19 protein-coding genes and 1 pseudogene are annotated in these 21,341 nt (G+C 36.8%); 9 read left to right on the top strand and 11 right to left on the bottom strand.

Going from position 1 to position 21,341, the window contains the following annotated elements:
- Nucleotides 1-130 precede the first annotated feature (130 nt).
- Nucleotides 131-802, bottom strand: a complete 672-nt coding sequence (locus tag NGI26_RS03645; RefSeq protein ID WP_251936084.1) for a CPBP family intramembrane glutamic endopeptidase — start codon at nt 800-802, stop codon at nt 131-133.
- Between the two features lie 204 nt (nt 803-1,006).
- Here NGI26_RS03645 and NGI26_RS03640 point away from each other — a divergent pair, with 204 nt between their 5' ends.
- The 3 genes from NGI26_RS03640 (at nt 1,007) to NGI26_RS03630 (ending at nt 3,776) form a co-directional block, all read left to right on the top strand.
- On the top strand, nt 1,007-1,816 hold the full coding sequence (locus NGI26_RS03640) for a Cof-type HAD-IIB family hydrolase (protein WP_251936078.1): 810 nt from the start codon (nt 1,007-1,009) through the stop codon (nt 1,814-1,816).
- A 279-nt stretch (nt 1,817-2,095) separates the two neighbouring features.
- Nucleotides 2,096-3,004 (top strand): ATP-binding cassette domain-containing protein, encoded by a 909-nt coding sequence (locus NGI26_RS03635; protein ID WP_251936075.1) that lies wholly within the window; start codon nt 2,096-2,098, stop codon nt 3,002-3,004.
- A gap of 10 nt (nt 3,005-3,014) precedes the next feature.
- Complete coding sequence (locus NGI26_RS03630) at nt 3,015-3,776, top strand: ABC transporter permease (RefSeq protein WP_251936067.1); 762 nt, start codon at nt 3,015-3,017, stop codon at nt 3,774-3,776.
- A gap of 39 nt (nt 3,777-3,815) precedes the next feature.
- Here NGI26_RS03630 and NGI26_RS03625 read toward each other — a convergent pair whose 3' ends face one another.
- The 8 genes from NGI26_RS03625 to glmU all read right to left on the bottom strand — a co-directional run bounded on the left by NGI26_RS03625 (nt 3,816) and on the right by glmU (nt 11,177).
- On the bottom strand, nt 3,816-4,694 hold the full coding sequence (locus NGI26_RS03625) for a sensor histidine kinase (protein ID WP_251936065.1): 879 nt from the start codon (nt 4,692-4,694) through the stop codon (nt 3,816-3,818).
- Entirely contained in the window at nt 4,694-5,392 is a 699-nt protein-coding gene (locus NGI26_RS03620; RefSeq protein WP_251936063.1) for a response regulator transcription factor, read from the bottom strand. The genes NGI26_RS03625 and NGI26_RS03620 overlap by 1 nt, the downstream gene beginning before the upstream one ends.
- A gap of 105 nt (nt 5,393-5,497) precedes the next feature.
- Nucleotides 5,498-5,743, bottom strand: a complete 246-nt coding sequence (locus NGI26_RS03615) for a SemiSWEET family transporter (protein WP_251936060.1) — start codon at nt 5,741-5,743, stop codon at nt 5,498-5,500.
- Between the two features lie 58 nt (nt 5,744-5,801).
- Nucleotides 5,802-8,093: a DNA helicase PcrA gene (gene pcrA / locus NGI26_RS03610; protein ID WP_251936058.1), complete on the bottom strand. Its 2,292-nt coding sequence runs from the start codon at nt 8,091-8,093 to the stop codon at nt 5,802-5,804.
- A gap of 120 nt (nt 8,094-8,213) precedes the next feature.
- On the bottom strand, nt 8,214-8,909 hold the full coding sequence (locus tag NGI26_RS03605; protein WP_251936056.1) for a 5'-methylthioadenosine/adenosylhomocysteine nucleosidase: 696 nt from the start codon (nt 8,907-8,909) through the stop codon (nt 8,214-8,216).
- 10 nt (nt 8,910-8,919) lie between these two features.
- On the bottom strand, nt 8,920-9,231 hold the full coding sequence (gene macP / locus NGI26_RS03600) for a cell wall synthase accessory phosphoprotein MacP (protein WP_251936054.1): 312 nt from the start codon (nt 9,229-9,231) through the stop codon (nt 8,920-8,922).
- 11 nt (nt 9,232-9,242) lie between these two features.
- On the bottom strand, nt 9,243-9,788 hold the full coding sequence (locus tag NGI26_RS03595; RefSeq protein ID WP_251936052.1) for an NUDIX hydrolase: 546 nt from the start codon (nt 9,786-9,788) through the stop codon (nt 9,243-9,245).
- A 9-nt stretch (nt 9,789-9,797) separates the two neighbouring features.
- Nucleotides 9,798-11,177, bottom strand: coding sequence for a bifunctional UDP-N-acetylglucosamine diphosphorylase/glucosamine-1-phosphate N-acetyltransferase GlmU (glmU, locus tag NGI26_RS03590; RefSeq protein WP_251936050.1), 1,380 nt, complete (start codon nt 11,175-11,177; stop codon nt 9,798-9,800).
- A 157-nt stretch (nt 11,178-11,334) separates the two neighbouring features.
- On the opposite strand from glmU, the gene NGI26_RS03585 reads away from it, so the two are divergent.
- The 5 genes from NGI26_RS03585 to lysS all read left to right on the top strand — a co-directional run bounded on the left by NGI26_RS03585 (nt 11,335) and on the right by lysS (nt 15,815).
- Nucleotides 11,335-12,135, top strand: a complete 801-nt coding sequence (locus NGI26_RS03585) for a glycoside hydrolase family 25 protein (protein ID WP_251936048.1) — start codon at nt 11,335-11,337, stop codon at nt 12,133-12,135.
- A gap of 105 nt (nt 12,136-12,240) precedes the next feature.
- The gene (locus tag NGI26_RS03580) at nt 12,241-13,083 is read left to right on the top strand and encodes a DUF368 domain-containing protein (protein ID WP_251936045.1); all 843 of its coding nucleotides are present in this window, start codon (nt 12,241-12,243) and stop codon (nt 13,081-13,083) included.
- Nucleotides 13,083-13,568: an aminoacyl-tRNA deacylase gene (locus NGI26_RS03575; RefSeq protein WP_251936043.1), complete on the top strand. Its 486-nt coding sequence runs from the start codon at nt 13,083-13,085 to the stop codon at nt 13,566-13,568. Before NGI26_RS03580 ends, NGI26_RS03575 begins: the two co-directional genes overlap by 1 nt.
- On the top strand, nt 13,565-14,191 hold the full coding sequence (locus tag NGI26_RS03570) for a histidine phosphatase family protein (RefSeq protein WP_251936041.1): 627 nt from the start codon (nt 13,565-13,567) through the stop codon (nt 14,189-14,191). The genes NGI26_RS03575 and NGI26_RS03570 overlap by 4 nt, the downstream gene beginning before the upstream one ends.
- A 133-nt stretch (nt 14,192-14,324) precedes the next feature.
- A complete protein-coding gene (gene lysS / locus NGI26_RS03565; RefSeq protein WP_251936038.1) occupies nt 14,325-15,815 on the top strand; it encodes a lysine--tRNA ligase in 1,491 nt (496 codons plus the stop codon).
- Between the two features lie 226 nt (nt 15,816-16,041).
- Here the strand turns inward: lysS and NGI26_RS03560 are convergent, their stop codons facing one another.
- Together NGI26_RS03560 and NGI26_RS03555 are read right to left on the bottom strand one after the other, a co-directional pair.
- Nucleotides 16,042-18,579: a DEAD/DEAH box helicase gene (locus NGI26_RS03560; protein ID WP_251936036.1), complete on the bottom strand. Its 2,538-nt coding sequence runs from the start codon at nt 18,577-18,579 to the stop codon at nt 16,042-16,044.
- Nucleotides 18,579-20,414: a site-specific DNA-methyltransferase gene (locus NGI26_RS03555; protein WP_251936034.1), complete on the bottom strand. Its 1,836-nt coding sequence runs from the start codon at nt 20,412-20,414 to the stop codon at nt 18,579-18,581. The genes NGI26_RS03560 and NGI26_RS03555 overlap by 1 nt, the downstream gene beginning before the upstream one ends.
- Before the next feature lie 177 nt (nt 20,415-20,591).
- On the opposite strand from NGI26_RS03555, the pseudogene NGI26_RS03550 reads away from it, so the two are divergent.
- Nucleotides 20,592-21,276, top strand: a pseudogene (locus tag NGI26_RS03550) (transposase); the annotation flags it as partial.
- Between the last annotated feature and the right edge of the window lie 65 nt (nt 21,277-21,341).

The raw sequence follows: 21,341 nt of genomic DNA, 5'->3' as shown, positions 1-21,341 counted from the left end.
TCTGCCTCGTTTGTTTTTTCATTACCTTTTATTATATCATTTTTTAAGTCAAAACAGATTGATATAAAGCCCTAATTTTAACCTGTCCCATATCAAAAAAGTCGGAATAAAATCCGACTTTTTATAGTTATTAACTACCAGAAAACAAGAGTACCCACAAATCCCAAAATGCAGTAATGTTGATCATGATATGAAGTAAAATAGGGTAATAGAGAGAATGAGTTTTTCGGTAGAGGAATGCACAAATTGCTCCTCCACTTGCATAGGTGAAAAAGGCGAGTGGTGTTAAACCTGAACTGACATGCACATAGCCAAAGACACAGGCTGATAGCAAAACATCTCCATACCATGGTGAATCTTTCAGAAATGTATTCATCAGAACTCCTCGATATACCAATTCTTCTGTAATTGGTCCTAGCAGACAAACAATAAGTAAAAGATAAGGTAACTCTTGTCGCCCTGTAATCTCAGTCAATTCATTTAAAGCGATTTGATTGGATGTTGCTGGGGTTAAAAAAGAAAACACAATATCTGAAAGATAACTGACTCCATAAGCAAGAAGCAAATAAACTAGATATCTCCATTTCCACTTCAACTCAAGAATTTTTTTACCTTCGAATACTAGTAAATATAGCATAGCTAGAAGAATAACAATAAACTCTAAAAAAGCAAGAATTTGAAAAAATTCTCGACTAGCAACTACAAATCTAGCTGAAAAGTGATTAAAAATCCACCAAAACCATGTCTTCCTATAAATGATTACCAATAAGGCTAGTAAAATCTGTACTACTCTTTTTTTCATGACAAGTCCTCTGCTTTTTAACTATTATCTCTATAATCTCAGATACATTGCAAGTATAATACAGTATATCATATTATAACATATATTCGAAGAGCATCATCTTCAATCTTGAATTGTCATCCAAACATCCTAAATTGACACAGTAATCCTTATTTTCCTCAAAATATGCTATAATATAGGCAAAACACGAGAAAGGGAAAGACTATGATTAAACTACTTGCTCTAGATATGGATGGTACTCTGCTCAACGAAGCTAAAGAAATTCCTCAGGCTCATATTGATGCCATTCATAAGGCTATCGAAAAAGGTGTCAAACTGGTTCTCTGTACTGGACGACCTCTCTTTGGAGTCCTCCCCTACTACAAGAAACTCGGTCTTGATTTGGAGAACGAATACGTCATCGTCAATAATGGTTGTTCTACCCATCAAACCAGCGACTGGAGTCTGATTGATTGGCGCGAACTTAGCAAATCAGACATTGAATATTTGAATGGCCTTGCTGAAAAGAGTGAGGTGCAATTGACGCTTTTCGATGAAGAACACTACTTCGTTCTTGGAGGTAAACCAAATCCTATCGTTCAATACGATGCTACGCTTGTTTTTGCTGACCTGACTGAAATCTCACTGGAAGAAGCTACTAGCGGGAAATATCGCATGTTCCAGGGCATGTTCTTAGGCACAAAAGAGCAAACAGATGACTTTGAACAACGTTTTGCTGATGAACTTTGTCAGAGATTTAGCGGTGTTCGTTCTCAACCAGTCATCTACGAAGCAATGCCACTTGGCACAACTAAGGCTTCTGCTCTTTCTCGATTGGCTGAGATTTTGGATATCCAACCTTCTGAAATCATGGCCATAGGTGATGCCAATAACGACATTGAGATGTTAGAGTTTGCTGGGCTTGGTATTGCCATGGGAAATGCCAGCGACTACGTCAAATCTCTCGCTGATGCCGTAACTGCTAGCAATGAGGAAGATGGCGTTGCACGCGCCATTGAGAAATATATTTTATAGAGAACAAGCCCAGTCAACTAGTATTTCTAGCCAACTGGGCTTTTATTTTTTTAGAAACTTAAAAACTTTAGAAACTCTTTAGAAATGCTTGACGATTCTTTGATATCTATGCTTTATACTTGAATTATAAAAATAAAACATCTTATACTCTTCGTAAATCTCTTCAAACCACGTCAGCTTCCATCTGCAACCTCAAAACAGTGTTTTGAGCAACCTGCGGCTCGCTTCCTACTTTGATCTTTGATTTTCATTGAGTATTAAAGGTTAAAGGAGAAAACTATGAAAACAGTCCTCGAAATCCATGGCTTGTCCAAACAATTTGGCAAACAACCTATTCTACAAGATCTTAATCTCTCAGTTAAAGAAGGAGATATCTATGGACTTATCGGAAAGAATGGTGCTGGTAAAACAACTCTGATTAAAATCATTACCCAATTATTATCTGCTGACCATGGAACGATTTCCCTCTTTTCCAGTCAAGGGTATAAGGAGTGCACGAAAGCCTTATCACGAGTAGGTTCAGTCATTGAATCCCCAGTAGCTCACAATCATTTAACTGCCTATCAAAATCTGAAATACTATTGTACGATTCGACATATCCCAAATGCTGATCAAGTTATTCAGGAAACATTAAAGTATGTGGGGTTAACAGATACAGGTAGAAAAGTTTTTCGAGATTTCTCTCTTGGGATGAAACAACGCTTAGGCATTGCGATTGCCCTGCTATCAAAACCAGACTTTCTCATCCTTGATGAACCTATCAATGGGCTTGATCCAATCGGTATCAAAGAGTTTCGTCAAATGATTCAACGTCTGAATCAAGAACTAGGCATAACAATTCTCATCTCTAGTCATATCTTGTCAGAACTCTATCTGGTTGCCAATCGATTTGGAATTCTTGACCAAGGGAAAATCATTCGAGAAATCAGTAAGACCGAATTTGAGACACTGAATGAAGACTATATTGTTCTAAAAACAAGTGACAAAGAAAAAGCTAGTCAAATCTTAAAAGACAAAATTCATCTCGAATTTAAAGTTGTTAATTCAGATAATGAAATTCATATTTTTAGTCATGAACAAGATGTTAAACGAATTCTCAAAGAACTTACTCTAGCAGATGTCGCTGTGGATGAGATTTACTATGCTCGTCAAAACCTTGAAGAATACTTCACACAATTAGTAAAATAGGAGGAACACCATGATACACACAATTCAAGCAGACTTTTACCGCCTTTTCCGTTCCAAAGGTTTTTGGATTACAGAACTCGTTCTCTTTGCACTCATGTTAATGGGGGCTACTATTGGGGCTACAGGACAGCTCATATCCGTCAATACAAGTACAAACGTAGAAACCGAACTGCCAAGCAAGGGATGGGATGGGATACAAGCCCTTATTAACACCTCTAGCAATAGCTCAAACCTAGTTTTCCTCTGTATTATCCTTGCTTGCTTAGTTCTAGGAGTTGATCTTATCGGAAAACTCTATAAAAATAGTTTGACAGTGGGTGTTTCTCGCACAGAATTCTTCCTAGCTAAGTTTGTAGTATTAGCAAGTATCGCTCTAATGCAAATTCTTGTTAGCCTAGTCATTGCTTTCGTTCCAGCGACTATCCTAAACGGAGTTGGAACGATGCCAGAAGGATTTATTGGCAATCTCCTTCTAACAATTACTCTGCAATTTCTCTGCCTTCTAGCTTGGCTATCTATTGTGTCCTTTATTCTCTACGTGACTCATTCTTATTTGGCTGTTTTCATTGGTTATTTAATCACTTCTATCTTACTTTCAATGCCAATGCTTATCTTCCCAGATATCGAGATTTTGCGCTATTTATCCTTGAATTTTGCCTATGCCATGACTGCCTATAGCCAGGCCATTCTATACACCGTTATCGTTACAGTGACTGTTATTCTATTCTTTACCATAAGTGGACTTGCTGTTTTCAAAAAGAAAAGCTTATAAAAATGACCTCCTCTGTTCAAATAGAGGAGGTTGCTTGTTTTAAAAGAGGATTCTAATTGTAAACCAAGCACCATCAGTACTTAGTTGTAGTTCTGCACCAAGGAGATGGGATAATTCTTCTGTAATATAAAGACCTAAACCTGAGGATTCTTCTGTATCTGAGAGGTTTTCAGAGTAAAATCGTTGACTGAGATTTTCTATTTTACGAATCGGTTGTTTGACAAGATTAGAAATTTCTAAACAGATGTGATTGTCCACTTCCTTCAATGAAAATCTAGCTTCTTCCTTACCATGTTTTAGAACATTGCCAATGAGATTTTGCAACATACGGTCTAATAAATCTGAATCTGTTAGTAAATATAAACCAGGTTCTACTTGTAAATCCAGGTCAATCTTTGCCGTCTGAAAAGAATCATAATAGGTCAATAATTTTTGCGTCATAAATGTTGAGACTTCTAACTCAGATAAGTCAGGCTTAACTGCTCCTTCCATTAACCGACGATAGTCCAAAAGAGTCTCTAGACGTTTTGAAACTTGATTGAGATGATGGGAAATTTTTTTCAGATTTTCAGACTCAGAATTTTCTGTTTTAATCAATTGCTGAGTATAACCTGACGCAATCGTTAAAGGTGTTCGAATATCGTGTGCAATATTGCTAATAGCCATGTCTAAAGTCTGCTTCTCTCGCTTCATAATCAACCGTGACTGTTCAACTTCTTGAAAGAGTTGATTAATTTGCTGGTACAGATGTATAAAATCCTTGGAAAAAGTAGATACTCCAATTCTCTTCATACTTCCAGTATGTATTTTGTCTTCGATTTGTTGACTCAAATTCACGAGTGCTAAATGATAGCGAATCAACCATATTATCAATACGATAATGACTATCAGCAGCAAGGATAGTAAAATATAGATCATTATTCGTCTCCTTTTAAGCGAACACCAACTCCCCAGATTGTTTCAATATACTCTTGCTCTGGATCCAATTGAGTTAATTTTTTACGGAGATTGCTTAAATGAGTGTTGAGAGTATTGTCACCTGGTAAATAAGTATCCTCCCAGACCAATTCAAAGAGTTCTTCTTTCGTAAAAATCTTCTTAGGATGTCTCAACAAGGTTTGGAGAATCAAACACTCTTTCTTAGCCAATCGAATAGTTTCCTGGTTGTTTTTGATTTCAAAACTATCTGGATCAAATTGAATATTTTTTAACTGTTGAATCGACTTATCTGGACGTTTGATTTCAACTGGTTGCTTGTCACTATTCTGACGTAATTGTACCATAACCCTAGCAAAAACTTCATCCAAATCAAAAGGCTTTACAATATAATCATTAGCACCATCTAAGAGATATTGACTGATAAGCTTTTTATCGCTTAGGGCAGTTAGCATGATGACGGGAACTGAACTATCTTGTCTAATGGCTTTTAAAACCTGATCACCATTTTTACCCGGTAGCATAATATCTAACAAGATTAGATCAATGCCGCCTTGTTCAAATCGAATCATTCCTTCGGTACCAGAAAAAGCCTGAATCACTTCATGTTCCGCAGAAAGAAGAGTTCTCAAAATTTCTTGAATCTCATTATTATCTTCAACGATAAGTATTCTAGCCATAAACACCAACCTTTCTAATAGTATTATATCATGTTTTTTTAGGAATTTTGAATAAAGAAAACTCTCCTTCATGCTTTAATACGAAGAAGAGTTCACTCTATAATTTTAAATTAAAGCTGTCAATGCAGTTATAATTCCTAAAATTATCCCAGGGATATTTGCCGCAACGATAGGGATGTCTCTCTTTTCTTTAAAGAAGCCACAATAACACCAGAGGCAACAGTTTAGAACTGCAACTGCTGGTTGGATAAAATTGCCCTTATGACCTGCTAGATTATCTAAAATTTGTGGAATATAAGAAACATATATCATGATGGACATAAAAGTTGCAATCCAACCCACAGTTTTCATTTATTTTTCAGTCATTTATTCTCCTTTTTTGTCTAACTATATTTTTTTCATTTTTGACTTAAGGTTTTTTCTCAATCGGTGCTACACTGGCTAACAGTTTTTTGAGGCCGACTTCTGGGAAATTAATTTTCAATTCCTGAGTTGATCCACTACCTGATACTTCAAGAACAGTACCTTCTCCCCATTTTTTATGAAGGGCAATATCCCCAATAGACCAGCTTGTCTCACTAGGAACCGATTTTGATCCAGCCGCAAACTGTCCAAATGGTAGACCACTTGACTGAATAGATGTTGGCGCAGCATTGCGTTTTCGTTCTTGCAATGCCTGAGCCAGACTCATTCCTTTACCAAATGTAGTACCACCACTACTGTATGATGCCTTAAAGCTAGTATTAGTAGGGCGAGCTAAACCTTGATAGGTCAACAAATCTGAACTAATCTCGTTTATAAAACGGGTCGGACGATTGTAACTTGTACGCCCGAAAAGCAAGCGAGAGTTTGCGTTGGTTAGATAGAGAATTTTCTCGGCGCGCGTGATTCCTACATAGGCTAAACGACGTTCTTCTTCCAATTCATCCGGATCTTCAGAGGCACGACTAAGAGGAAAGACATTCTCCTCCATCCCGATGATAAAGACAACTGGAAACTCGAGTCCTTTGGCAGCGTGTAAGGTCATTAAGGTTACTTCTGACGTCTCCTGACTACCAGAGTCAGTATCTGCGATCAAGGCAAGGTCATTCAAGAAACGACTGAGTTTATCCAAGCCAGTTTCTTCCTCTTGACTTTCAGGATGTTCATCAAAGTTTTTGGTAACAGAAAGGAATTCCTCTATATTTTCAACCCGAGCCTTACTCTCCAATGTTGCTTGTGCATTTAGAATATCAACGTAACCTGTTTTTTCAAGGACAGCCTCAACCAACTCTGTAATTGTTAATTGGTCCAGTTGCTCTCGCAAGTCAAGAATCATATTGGCAAAGTCCCAAATAGACTGGGCTGCCTTACCCTTAATTCCTGATAACATGATATTTGCTGAAGCATCCAGCATGGACATTTCTTGTAAATTAGCAAAATCACGAATCTTCTCAACAGTACCTGGGCCAATTCCACGCTTTGGTTCATTGATAATGCGATCAAAACTGATATTGTCGCTCAAATTTGCAATGAGATTGAGATAGGCGATAATATCACGAATTTCCTTACGGCTGTAGAATTTTGTTCCACCGACCATGGTATAAGGAACATTAGACTTGAGAAGAGCTTCTTCAATTGTACGTGACTGGGCATTGGTACGATAGAGAACAGCAAAATCCTTGTGTAGGAAGTTTTGGCTTCGACCAAGTTCATCGATGGTTTTAGCTACAAAAACAGCCTCGTCCTGTTCATCATTAGCACGATAGTAGACAATTTGTTCCCCATCCGCATTTTGAGTCCAGAGATTCTTAGGACGACGATTTTTATTATTTCTGATAACATCATTAGCTGCTTGGAGAATGGTTTTGGTTGAACGGTAGTTCTCCTCCAACAAAACAACCTTAGCTTGAGGATAATCCTTTTCAAAATCAAGGATATTCTGCATATCTGCACCACGCCAACCGTAGATAGACTGGTCAGCATCCCCAACAACACAGATATTTTTAAAGCGTGAAGCCAAAAGTTTGACCAGTTGGTACTGGGCATGGTTGGTATCTTGATACTCATCAACATGGATGTATTGGAACTTTTGCTGATAGTAAGTCAAGACATCAGGATTTTGATCAAACAGACGCAAGGTCAACATAATCAAGTCATCAAAGTCCACCGACTCTGACTGACGAAGTTCCTTTTGATAGGCCGTATAACATTTAGCGACAATATCCGCATACAAATCTCCTGCTTGGGCAGCATAAGCCACATCATCAATCAGGTCATTTTTAGCATTGGAAATGGTCCCCAAAATAGTCCGTTCATTCCATTTTTTTGGATCCAAGTTTAACTGCTTGAGAATACGTTTCATCAGTGTTCGCTGCTCACCTGGATCAATGATCGTGAAATTACGATTATAGCCAATGTGGTCTGCATCACGACGTAGAATACGCACACACATAGAGTGGAAGGTCGCAATCAAACAGTCCTGAGAGGCTGGATTAAGTCCGTAAGCACGCTCTTTCATCTCACGCGCAGCCTTATTAGTAAAGGTAATGGCCAAGATATTCCAGGGATTGACCATCTTTTCATCAATCAAGTAGGCAATACGGTGAGTCAAAACTCGTGTCTTACCAGAACCAGCCCCTGCCATGATAAGCAGTGGTCCTTCTGTTGTTTGGACCGCTTCTGCCTGTCGGTCATTCATACCATGTAATAAAGGATTCATTTTCTCTTCCTATTCTTCAAATCAATGTTTCTATTATATCAAAAAAGACTGAAAATAACTCTATCAGAGACAAGCTTCTTTTTTCCTAAAAAAAGAACACTAACAAGTGCTCTTTTTATATTAATCATGAATAGATTGTAAAAGTGTCAACAAGGCTTGAGCAGATCTGCGTCCTGCTTCTACGATAAATTCATCAAATGAAATAGAAGCTTCGTGGTTAGCATTGTCACTCATGGCACGGACAACTAAGAAAGGTAGATTAAGCACGTGAGCTGCTTGAGCGATAGCCGCTCCTTCCATCTCAACCGCAAGAACTTTAGGAAAATGTTCTTTTATAGCTTTAATCTTATCTTCACCCGCAATGAAACTATCACCGGTCGCAATCAAACCTAAATACCATTTTTGGTTAAGTTTAGACAAACTCTCTTGAATCAAACTGACAAACTTCTTGTCAGATTCAAAGTAGAGTGGTTGTTGGGCCATCTGACCGTATTTATAACCAAAAGCAGTCACATCAACATCATGATAAGCTAGCTTATCAGCAATGACTACATCTCCGACTTCAATACCTGCTGCCAAAGCGCCAGCTGAACCGGTGTTAATAACAGCATCTACTTTAAAGTGGTCGGCCAGAATCGCTACACTCATGGCAGACATAACTTTACCGATTCCACTCTCTACCAAGACAAGCTCAACTGACCCAATATTCCCTGTATGATAGCTATTTCCTAATACCGTCTCTTCTTTAGCATTTTCCAAATGTTGAATTAGATAAACTAGCTCTTCTGGCATAGCTGCGATAATTCCAATTTTCATGATTGTCCCCTTAAATAAAGCGCATTGCTAAGATCAGTAAAATCAAAAGAAGAATGACTGAAAAAAGAATCTTATTCAATTTTGAGTTAAAGACATTTCTCTTAGTATTTTCAATTCGACGGCTTTTATGAATTGAAGGCTCGACTTCAATTGTTAAAGTTTCCTGGCTAAAACCATGATCTCTTGAGCGAGAATTTCCATAATGTTGAGATGAAGTTGATAATATCTTGGTTTCTTCATTGTCTACTAACGTAGGACCTGAGATTTTTTCACCACGATTCGCACGCTCAATAATTTCGTCTGTTAATAAAGGTTTTCCCATGGGTTCCTCCTCTATTTTTCTTGTAATTCCCAGTACTGGATTGCCATGATAGTCTTAGCATCACAGATATGACCAGACTGGATAAGTGCTTTTGCTTCTTCTAAACTAACTTCTATTAGCTCTATGGTCTCATCTTCGTCTTGAGGACGTGGGTTTTCAACCTTGGCTAAGTCACTGGCTAGATATAATCTTAGTCTTTCGTTACAAAAGCCAATTGCCGAATAAAAGTCATACAAAAGACTTAATTTACCAGTGTAAGCTGCTTCTTCTTCTAATTCACGAAGGGCTGCAGCTTCTGGATCTGCATTTTCACCCACTTCAAGCTTTCCTGCTGGAATTTCGTAGGAAACTTTTTCAATCGCCTTGCGATATTGCTTGACTAGAACAATCTTATTTTCTGGAGTAACTGCAAGAACACATACTGCACCATTATGGAAAATCAAATCACGCTGAGCAGTTCCCTTTCCAGCAGGTAATTCAACCTGATCTTGAACGAGTTGGAAAATAGGGCCCTTATAGATTTCTTTACGGCTAAGTGTTTTCTCTTCAAATTCCATCGTAAGCTCCTATTGGTTTTTAGGATGATGAGGGAGACGCGTTGCATATTCGTCCTTGTTCACCTGACGGCCACGACCAATAGCAATGGCATCCGCTGGTACGTCTTTTGTAATGGTTGAGCCAGCACCTACAAGAGAATTATCTCCTAGCTCAATTGGCGCTATGATGGTTGAATTCGAACCAACAAAAACATTGTTCCCAATTACTGTCTTGTATTTATTTTTCCCATCATAGTTTACTGTAATAGTACCAGCCCCAAAGTTGACGTCACTACCAACTTCACAGTTTCCAATATAAGCCAAATGTCCAGCTTTAGTATTTTCTCCAATGCTAGAACCTTTCACTTCAACAAAGTTTCCGATATGGACATTTGCTGCAAGACTTGAATCAGGACGAATATGAGCATAAGGTCCAACTGTCACACCATCAGCAACAGTGCTTTCCTCAATCATAGAGTTTGTAATGACTGCGCCTGAACCGATAGTACTATCAACGATATAAGTTCCATTCGTCAAAACAGTTTCTGAACCAATCTTGCTAGAACCTTTGAGGGTTACATTAGCTTCAATTTGAACATCTGGAGCAATCTCAACATCAATATCAATATAAGTCGCTTCTGGATTTACAAAACTAACACCATTGACCATGTGAGATTGGTTAATACGTCGACGCATTACAGCTTCTGCTGTAGCGAGCGCTACACGGTCATTGACTCCAAGACTTTCATCAAAATCTTTTAGAGTATAGGCTCCTACTTTTTCACCAGCTTCACGGAAAATCCCAATCACATCCGTAATATAGTATTCACCTTGAGCGTTGTTGGTATTGATGTTTTTAAGAGCTTCAAAGAGACGAGCATTATCAAACACATAAGTTCCTGTATTGATTTCTTTGATTTGTTTCTCGAAATCAGTTGCATCCTTTTGTTCTACGATGCGTAACACTTCAGCGTTTTCATTACGAACGATACGACCATAACCAAATGGATCTTCAGCTTCTGCAGTAAGAATGGTAGCTACGTTCTTATGATTTACGTGAAAATCAATCAAATTTTTAAGACTTTCTCCAGTGATTAGTGGTGTATCACCAGCAATCACCAATGTTTGTCCAGAAAGTCCTTCAAGAATCGGCTCTGCCATCATAACTGCATGACCCGTCCCTAATTGTTCAGACTGTCTCACAAAGTCAGTTTGTCCAGCTAAAACTTGTTCAACTAGCTCTGCCTTATGTCCAACTACCGTAACTGTTTTTTCAGGGTTAATTGCGCCAACGCTACGAAAAACATGCTCCAGCATAGAAATTCCTGCAACCTTGTGCATGACTTTTGGTAGATCTGATTTCATACGAGTACCCTTACCCGCTGCTAAAATAATTGCGTAATTTGCCATAATTTTCTCTTTTCTATAGAAATTCTTTATTATTATACCATATTTTAGTTCACCTTACACAAATTTGTTGAACTCAAGACCACTCTAATGACTGTCACTGCCCTATTTTGAGTAAATTTTTTGATTTTTTTCGCAAATTACGATAAACTATAGGAGTATGAGAAAAAAAATTCGTCCAGCTTTTATAGTTATTATATTTGCTGCTTTTATAGGACTCTTGATTCTCAATCGTCCACAATTCGAAGAACATCCTGTAAAAACCAAACAAAATCTAGTTCAAATAGAAACACAAGCTCTACATAACTTGGATAAGCCCATCATCGATATCTCTGGTTGGCAGAGGCCATCAGAAATCAATTATGATATTTTATCTCAAAATATATCTGGTGTTATTGTTCGAGTCCATGGAGGAAGTCAGATTACTACTGAGAACGATGCATCTTATACAAACGGTATTGATAAAGCTTATAAAAGTCATATTGCCGAATTTCAAAAAAGAAATGTTCCAGTTGCTGTCTATGCCTATATATCTGGTAAAAGTGTAGAGGATATGGAAAAAGCAGCTGAATCATTTTATAATTCAGCTTCGCCGTACAACCCAAGTTACTATTGGTTAGACGTTGAGGAAAAAACAATGTCAGATATGAACCAAGGAGTTGAGGCATTCCGTGCTAAATTAGAATCACTTGGTGCAAAAAATATTGGTATCTACATTGGTGTTTACTTCATGGAAGAACATAGCATCAGTACAGATAAGTTTTCAGCCATTTGGATTCCATCCTATGGACTTGACTCAGGTTACTTTGAAAGTTCACCAAATACAGACCTTGACTATGATCTTCATCAATACACATCAAAAGGGAAACTGGTAGGATTTGAACATCATCTAGACCTAAATCTTATATCTTTATCAAAAGATAAGGAAGAAACCTTTAGAAAACTATTCTTAAAACCTTAATTTCATTCAGCAAGCAAGATATTCCTTCTGCTTGCTTTTTTATTTCTCTTACTTTGTGATATAATACTAGAAGAGAATTTTAGAGAATAAATACGGAGAGAGTTTATGTTATCATGGATTTCAAAAATCATTAAAGGGATTGTTATCGCGCTTGGTTTTATTTTACCAGGTATTTCTGGTGGTGTTCTAGCAGCTATTTTAGGGATCTACGAAAGAATGATTCGTTTCCTTGCCCACCCATTTAAAAACCTAAAAGAAGATATCCTTTATTTCTTACCTGTTGCTATTGGTATGTTGCTCGGAATTGGACTTTTTTCTTATCCAATTGAGTACCTCCTTGAGCATTATCAGGTTTATGTTTTATGGAGTTTCGCTGGTGCCATTATTGGAACAGTTCCTAGTCTTGTAAAGGAAGCAACTCAAGATTCGGAAAGAGACAAAATCGATCTCATCTGGTTTTGGGTGACCTTTATTGTTTCTGGATTTGGGCTTTACGCTTTAAACTTTGTTGTGGGTACACTCAGCGCAAACTTTACTAGCTTCATCTTGGCTGGTGCTTTACTGGCTCTAGGCGTCTTAGTTCCAGGTTTAAGTCCCTCAAATCTACTTTTGATTTTGGGTCTTTATACTCCTATGTTAACTGGATTTAAGACTTTTGATTTATTTGGAACCTTCCTTCCTATAGGAATAGGAGCTCTTGCTACTCTTGTCATTTTTTCAAAATTTATGGATTACGCTCTTAGAGTTTACCACTCTCGAGTTTATCACTTCATCATTGCAATCGTTCTTTCAAGTACTCTCTTGATATTGATTCCTAATGCAGGTAGCGCTGAAAGTATCAACTACAGTGGTTTATCTCTTGTGTCTTATGTCATCATTGCCTTCTTCTTTGCACTTGGTATCTGGTTAGGTATTTGGATGAGCCAATTGGAGGATAAATACAAATAATGGCTAAGAAAGTTAAAGTAAAAAAAACCTTAGTTGAACAAATTTTGACTAAGTCAGGTATTGAACACCAATGCATTCAAATCAATGCTTTAGAGGGAGAACTTCCTTCTGATTACGAGAGAAATCATATCTTTAAAACCTTAGCTCTATTAGGAGATAAAACTGGTCCAGTTATAGGAATTGTACCCATAACAGAACATCTTTCTGAAAAGAAATTAGCAAAAATTTCTGGGAATAAAAAAGTTTCCATGATTCCGCAAAAGGATTTGGAAAAAACAACTGGATATATCCACGGTGCTAATAATCCTGTTGGCATTCGTCAAAAACATAACTATCCTATCTATATTGATGAAACTGCTTTAGAATTAGAAAAAATGATTGTCTCAGCTGGTGAAGTCGGACACAGTATTATCATCTCTCCAAAAGATTTGGCACACTTTGTAAAAGCGAGCTTTGTAGATATCTTGGAGGAAAATAACTCATGAAACTATACTTTGTCCGCCATGGTCGAACAGTCTGGAATCTAGAAGGTCGTTTTCAAGGCGCTGGCGGTGATTCTCCACTTCTTCCGGAGTCCATTGATACCTTAAAGAAACTCGGCCAATATCTGAAAGATATCCCTTTTGACAAGATCTATTCGAGTGATTTACCAAGAGCCGTAAAATCAGCTGAAATCATCCAAAGTCAACTGATACATCCTTGTCCATTAGAAAGTGTTCCTGAACTTAGAGAATGGCATCTAGGCAAGTTAGAAGGCTTAAAAATTGCTACTTTAAATGCTATCTATCCCCAACAAATTCAGGCTTTCAAAACTAACTTAGCCAAGTTTGATACGAGGATGTTTGAAGCGGAATCCCTTTACAGTACTACGAAGCGGACCATTCAGTTTATCAAATCTTTAAAAAATTCTAAGGCTGAACAAATTTTACTTGTCGGTCACGGAGCCAACCTTACTGCTAGTCTTCGTACATTGATAGGCTATCAGGAAGCTCTGCTTCGTAAAGATGGAGGTTTATCTAATGCTAGTCTGACGATTATAGAAACTGATGACTTTGAAACATTTACTCTAAAGACTTGGAACGATACTTCTTATCAGAAAAATAATTGAACTTGATATAAATGGTCAAGTTCTTTTTAGTTTTTATAGAATATCCGTGAATTTCTTGACTATTTATGATAAAATGGAGTATCGTGAAAAATTGATTTATTATTTCAGAATTGATTAAAATTAGGAGGAACTCATGTCAACAGAACATATGGAAGAATTGAATGACCAGCAGATCGTTCGCCGCGAGAAAATGGCAGCTCTTCGTGAACAAGGAATTGATCCTTTCGGTAAACGTTTTGAACGTACTGCTAACTCTCAGGAACTAAAAGATAAATTTGCTGACCTTGATAAAGAACAGCTACACGAACTAAACGAAACAGCTACTATCGCTGGACGCTTAGTCACAAAACGTGGTAAAGGTAAGGTTGGTTTTGCCCACCTTCAAGACCGTGAAGGTCAAATCCAAATCTACGTTCGTAAAGATGCTGTCGGTGAAGAAAACTACGAAATCTTTAAAAAAGCTGACTTAGGAGACTTCCTCGGTGTTGAAGGTGAAGTCATGCGTACCGATATGGGTGAACTCTCTATCAAGGCTACTCATATCACTCACTTGTCTAAAGCTCTTCGTCCACTTCCTGAAAAATTCCACGGACTAACTGACGTTGAAACTATCTATCGTAAACGTTACCTTGATTTGATTTCAAACCGTGAAAGTTTTGAACGCTTTGTTACTCGTTCAAAAATCATCTCTGAAATCCGTCGTTACCTTGACCAAAAAGGTTTCCTAGAAGTTGAAACACCTGTTCTTCACAATGAAGCTGGAGGTGCTGCTGCTCGTCCATTTATCACTCACCACAATGCTCAAAACATTGACATGGTACTTCGTATCGCAACAGAACTTCACTTGAAACGTCTGATCGTCGGTGGTATGGAACGTGTTTATGAAATTGGTCGTATCTTCCGTAACGAAGGAATGGATGCTACACACAACCCTGAGTTCACTTCTATCGAAGTTTACCAGGCTTATGCAGACTACCAAGACATCATGGACTTGACTGAAGGCATTATCCAACACGTTGCTAAAGCTGTCAAAGGCGATGGCCCAGTTATTTATCAAGATACTGAAATCAAGATCAACGAACCATTCAAACGTGTTCACATGGTTGATGCTATCAAAGAAATTACAGGTGTCGATTTCTGGCAAGATATGACTTTCGAAGAAGCAAAAGCTATCGCTGCTGAAAAGAAAGTCCCAGTTGAGAAACACTATACTGAAGTTGGTCACATTATCAATGCATTCTTTGAAGAATTTGTAGAAGAAACCTTAATTCAACCTACTTTTGTATACGGTCATCCAGTAGCTGTTTCACCACTTGCTAAGAAGAACCCTGAGGACGAACGTTTTACTGACCGTTTCGAGCTCTTTATCATGACTAAAGAATACGGGAACGCCTTTACTGAGCTTAATGATCCAATCGATCAGCTTAGCCGTTTTGAAGCTCAAGCTAAAGCCAAAGAACTTGGTGATGACGAAGCGACAGGCATTGACTACGACTACATCGAAGCACTCGAATACGGTATGCCACCAACAGGTGGTTTGGGAATCGGTATCGACCGTCTCTGCATGCTCCTCACTGATACCACTACTATCCGTGATGTACTTCTTTTCCCAACTATGAAGTAAGACAGCTCAAAAACGTTGTTATATCAAGATTTTATGAGTGTGAATGGCAAAACTTACCAAAAATTTACCATATCTTATACAAATAGTTGTAAAAAATTGTAATGACTTACAGCTTCTCTTGGACTATTCTAAGGGAAGTTTTTTAGTTTCTGAACAGCAAAAAATGACAGCAGATTTTCTACTGTCATTTATGTGTTTCCGAAAAAGATAGATTTTTAGTAAAAAATTATTTAGAATCAGCTAATTTAACATCTAATTGACTCTTGAAATTCATTATATCTTTCTCAGAGAGTTTCTTAAAGAATATATCAAAATCTTTAGGTGTCAAAAATGTAAATTTATATCTAGTCAAATTACCTTCTGATTCATGCTTTTCATTTATAAAATTAAAATGTTTAATCGCTGCTTTGTTTTTCCCAATATTCTCTGAATCTGGTTCAGAAATTTGTGAATTATCTTTAATTTCTACAGCAATAATATTATCACCTTGTTTAATAAACCAGTCTGGATTAAATTGTCCATTCTTATGGTGGGTACCTTTTTGCCAAGAATAGTCAATACTGTAAAAACTCATGTCATCGGATTTTATGAACGAATCAATACTTTTGATAACTTCTTCATCAGTAGTGAGCTTAGTTAAAAATTCTTTCTCAGGATTGCCTGTTGTTACAATCCCAAATTGAGGAGTTTTAAAATTGTATTTATTCTCAATTTTCTTCGCTTTATATCCATTTGATGTGTCTGTTAGTTCTCGGAAAGTATCTAAACTAGCTTTATCAGATGAAAGACTAGATTCCAAATCTGAGCCGTAAAAAAGAACTTTATTCATTCTAAATCCACTTATTTCAGAAGTATTTTTAGGTAAGTTAACAGTTAAAACGATAAAATATTCTTGCGGCTCAATGTCGTAACTAACTACTTTTGAACCATCCCTAAAAATAACATTCATAGACGACAAAAATTTATTCTTAAGACTTTTTGTAATATGAGTATTTCCACTTTTTTTCAACGATTCTTCAATCATGGCTTTTATTTTTGGAACTGACCATAAGTTCTGATATTCTTGTGCATACTCACTGTCTTCCAAATCCTCGAATCGGCTATACAAAATATTCGCCATTTCTTTTACTGTAATCTGCTCATGCTCGTAAGTTGTTTGGAAGTTTCTATCTGATTTTGTCTTAATATCTGTTAGGGTAATAGTACTCTTCCCAAATTTATCATCTGTTGGTAAATTAACACCATTTTCCCATAAATTATATGTACCCATTTTAGGATAATCTTTAGTGTCAGTTTTTGAAGAATATTTTACATTCGTCAAACTGAAATTATAATTTGATTCTTTATTAACAGACAAAGTGATTCGCTGTCTAATCTCCAGAACCTCATTTACAAGTGCCTCTACATTGGCAGACCATTTTTCATGGTTAAAAACTGTCACTGTCGGGGCACCCCACTTGCTAGTATTCCACCCCTCTGGAATACGCAAACCTCTTCCAAGAACTTGAGCAATCAAAAGTTTTGAGTTAAATGCTCTTTCGTCATCTGGAACAATCTGAAATACACGCTTAACATCCCAACCTTCAGTAAGCATTGAAACACTAAAGATAAATTCCACTGGATTACCTTTTTCATTAACTTTAGACAGTTTCATTCTATCAATAGCTGCTTTCTGTCCACTATGAACTGAAAGAACTATGTCATTAACTTCTGCATCAGTCAGCTTTCTTTGTGTTTGTAAAAATTTTTTAAAAGCTTTCGCTTTACTATCAGCAAGATTCTGTTTGGACGTCACAATAATTGTAATGGGCTTAATACCAAGTTCTTTAGGAACTTGCGATGCAATTTGGTTATGAGAATTCAAAATTACTTGCCATCTCTCGTCCTTATCTTTTGGAATATCTTCTTTTGAAATGTATTCTATATCCTTAACAAACCCCTGTTCTATTGCATCACGAAGAGAGAAACGATAGATAACATTTGAAAAGTAGTCATTCCCACTTTTATTCTTTCCTTTATAGGCTGTTCCTGTTACGCCAATAACATATTTGAAATTGATATTATTACTACTTTCATCTTCAATAAAGCTTCTCCACTCATTCGATTCAGAATAATAAACATGGTGAACTTCATCATTCAATATAAGTGTATTTTCGCCATTTCCCTTTAAACTATCAACTATAGAATTTCTAGTTGCTTGAGCTTTATAAATAGCATTTCGATTTTCAACAGCAATGGAATTTTCCACAAGTGTACTATCGCCATTTAAAATTTGAGGTGGTACAAAATTATCTCCTAGAGTTTTAAGAAGTTGTAAATTTCCTAGAAGGTTTTTAAATTTTTGAGTCAGCTCATTTTCAATGGTTACGCTAGGAACTAATACCAGAACTCGAGAAACTTTTTTTGTGGCAAGCATAACAAGCGCTATCGCAAACATAACATATGACTTCCCTGTTCCTGTAGCTAAATCTAAGGTTGCTGACAGCTTGTCAGATAAATCTAAATCATCTTGCATCAAATTAAAATCATTGTTCCATCTTGCTCTTATGACTTGATTCTTTTCAAAATTTTCTTTTGCTAATGCTGTTATATCTTTATATTCACCAGAGTTGAGAAAACGTAAAGCAGTTTCAGCTGCTTCTTTCTGATAGTTTCTTTTTCCAAATAGCATATCAAAGAAATTTTGAAAAAATCCTTCGTCCCAAACTACAGGGTTTACGTTTTTACTAACTTCTAAGACTAAATCACTATCTTTATATTCCATTATGCCATTTCTCCCCTCGTTGTTACAAACTCATTTCCAAATTTATCTACAAATATAAACATCGCTTGACCATCAATTTGACTTTCATCAAATATTATAGATTGATTTTCATCGAAATCTTTATGGTAATATACTTTATCCACATTGAAGGCTTTATTATCATACGTTAAATCAACTAAAAGCATTGAGAACGCCTCAAAACCACTTATATTTTCTTTGCCTTTCAATCTAGAAAATGATTCAAAAGAATTAACCCTTAGTATTTCTCCAATAATTTCAAAATCAACTTTGGGTTTTCGCATAAAATCAAATCCGTAAGCATCAACAACCGCATTTACCGAGTCAGTATCGTCTGCCTGTAAAGTACCTTTGAAATTCTCAGTAAATTTTTGGTACATTGAATATGGAACACGAAGAATATTAAATATTGTATTCCACTCACCGTCATTATCATACTCATCTACTGCAAAAGTAAATTTCCCTTGCGGAGCAATAATGAATATCTCATTAGGGGCAGCTGAACCTAAGCGAGAATAAATCTGTTCCAAAGTATCTTCTGATATTTTTGCTCCCATTCCATTTAATTCATTAAGGGAATAAACTTTAACTAGAGAACCATCTTTCATCCCATCAAAAGAAAGTCCTTTGATTGACTGATAAGTAGGTTGAACATTGTATAAAGCCATGGCAAACTGTTTCCACTGTGTACTATCAAAATCATTTAGTTTTTCATTATCATACAGACCTGCATCATAAACTGCAAAAGGTTTATGTGATTCATTTCCTAATATTCTTTTTTGAATAGTATAAATAGATAACTTCCCTGCATCTACAGTAATCCATCGTCTACCCAACTTCTCTGCCACTGCCGCAGTCGTTCCCGAACCTCCAAAACAATCGAGAATTAAATCTCCATTATTTGATGATGATTTAATAATTCGTTCAAGCAATTTCTCTGGTTTTTGAGTAGGGTATCCAATTCTCTCTTTGGCAACTGGGTTAATCATTGAAATTTCCCAAGTATCAGGCATAGGAACACCCTTGGTCTTTTCATCTGTTTGAATTGACCGTCGTTTGCCGTCTTCTCCAATAACGCTTTTCCAAGCCTTCCCCTGAGCAGAAGATTTTTCTGATTTAGGAATATACATCTGGTTAAAAACATGATTTCCTTTATTTTTTGTATACCAAAATATAGTATCATGATTTCGAGCAAAATATTTTCCTGCAATATTCCATCGTCTATAATACCAAACTATCTCATTACAAAAATTTCCCTCTCCAAAAATCTCATCCATCAAGACTTTAACGTAATGTGCCTTGTGCCAATCCAAGTGTACGTAAATAGATCCGTCATCAGCTAACACTTCTCGTAGCAGGATAAGACGTTTTCTAAGCCATTCTAAAAATTCTGCACCAGCTAATTTATCAGAATAAGCTTTAGAATCTTTATTCGAAAAATCTTGTTTTGTCGCAAACGGTGGATCAATATAAACCAAGCGCACGCCGTCAGTACCATCCGCATTTTTCAGTTCACCTCTATGCCTCATCTCTACAAGAGTTTTTAAGACTTGTAAATTATCGCCGAAAATAATTTTATTTAACCAATCACTTTCAGTAGATTCACCAAATCTTCGATTTTCTTGCAAAGGCACGGCAAAAGTTTGACTGATAATAGATTGTTCACCTTCTTTGCCGTAGTAGGTTAATTCATATTCTTTTCGTGCGGGGGGAAAGAGTATACGTGCAAACTCCGTAGAGACCTCATTGCCGTTCATGACTTCTTCCTGTGCCTGAGCTAATAGTTCGAGAAGTTCTTTTTGTCTGTTATTATCCATATTTATCCTCATAAAGAGAGGCTTTTAGGATTCCATTGTTATGAATATAACAATGGAGGCTAGCCTCCATTGTTATGAATATAACAATGGAGGCTAGCCTCGCTTCTTATTAAAAATTTATACCTTTATTTTACCATATTTATTGTCAAACTCTTTAAAATACTTAAACTTCCTCACCTGAAAATCATTACTATGGATATGTTTAGCCCTTACTATGACTTAGCTAAACAGCTTCGCTTTCGGATTTCTAGGCTCAGGCTGAAACAGTCTCCCAGACTGTTTCACTCCCGAATGCTAAGATCGTTTCCATATTGTCCAACACTTAAGCCGAGCTATGAGTCGTATGCGTGTTCAAATCATGAATCAGTTTGATCGAAAATCTCATGAATACAAGGCTATTAAATGTTACTGGAAGCTCATACAACAGAATAGTCGTAAACACAGCGATAAACGTTTTTATCGCCCTACTTTTCGTATGCACCTAACCAATAAAGAGATTCTAGACAAGCTTTTGAGCTACTCAGAAGACTTGAAACTCCACTATAATCTTTATCAACTCTTACTATTTCACTTCCAGAATAAGGAGTCGAAGAAATTTTTCGGACTCATTGAGGACAATCTCAAGCAGGTTCATCCTCTTTTTGAGACTGTCTTTAAAACCTTTCTAAAGGATAAAGACAAGATTGTCAACGCTCTTCAATTACCCTATTCTAACGCCAAATTGGAAGCGACCAATAATCTCATCAAACTTATCAAACGAAATGCCTTTGGTTTTCGGAACTTTGAAAACTTCAAAAAACGGATTTTTATCGCTCTGAATATAAAAATGGAGAGGACATCAATCATCCTCTCCAGATCTTAGCTTTTCTTCAACCCACTACAGTTGACAAAGATCCGATTTTTTCTGTCTAACTTTTGGGGTGCAGT

The organism is Streptococcus sp. Marseille-Q0941, assembly GCF_943736975.1.
Taxonomy (GTDB): domain Bacteria; phylum Bacillota; class Bacilli; order Lactobacillales; family Streptococcaceae; genus Streptococcus.
This window is presented reverse-complemented; position numbering and strand designations above follow the sequence as displayed.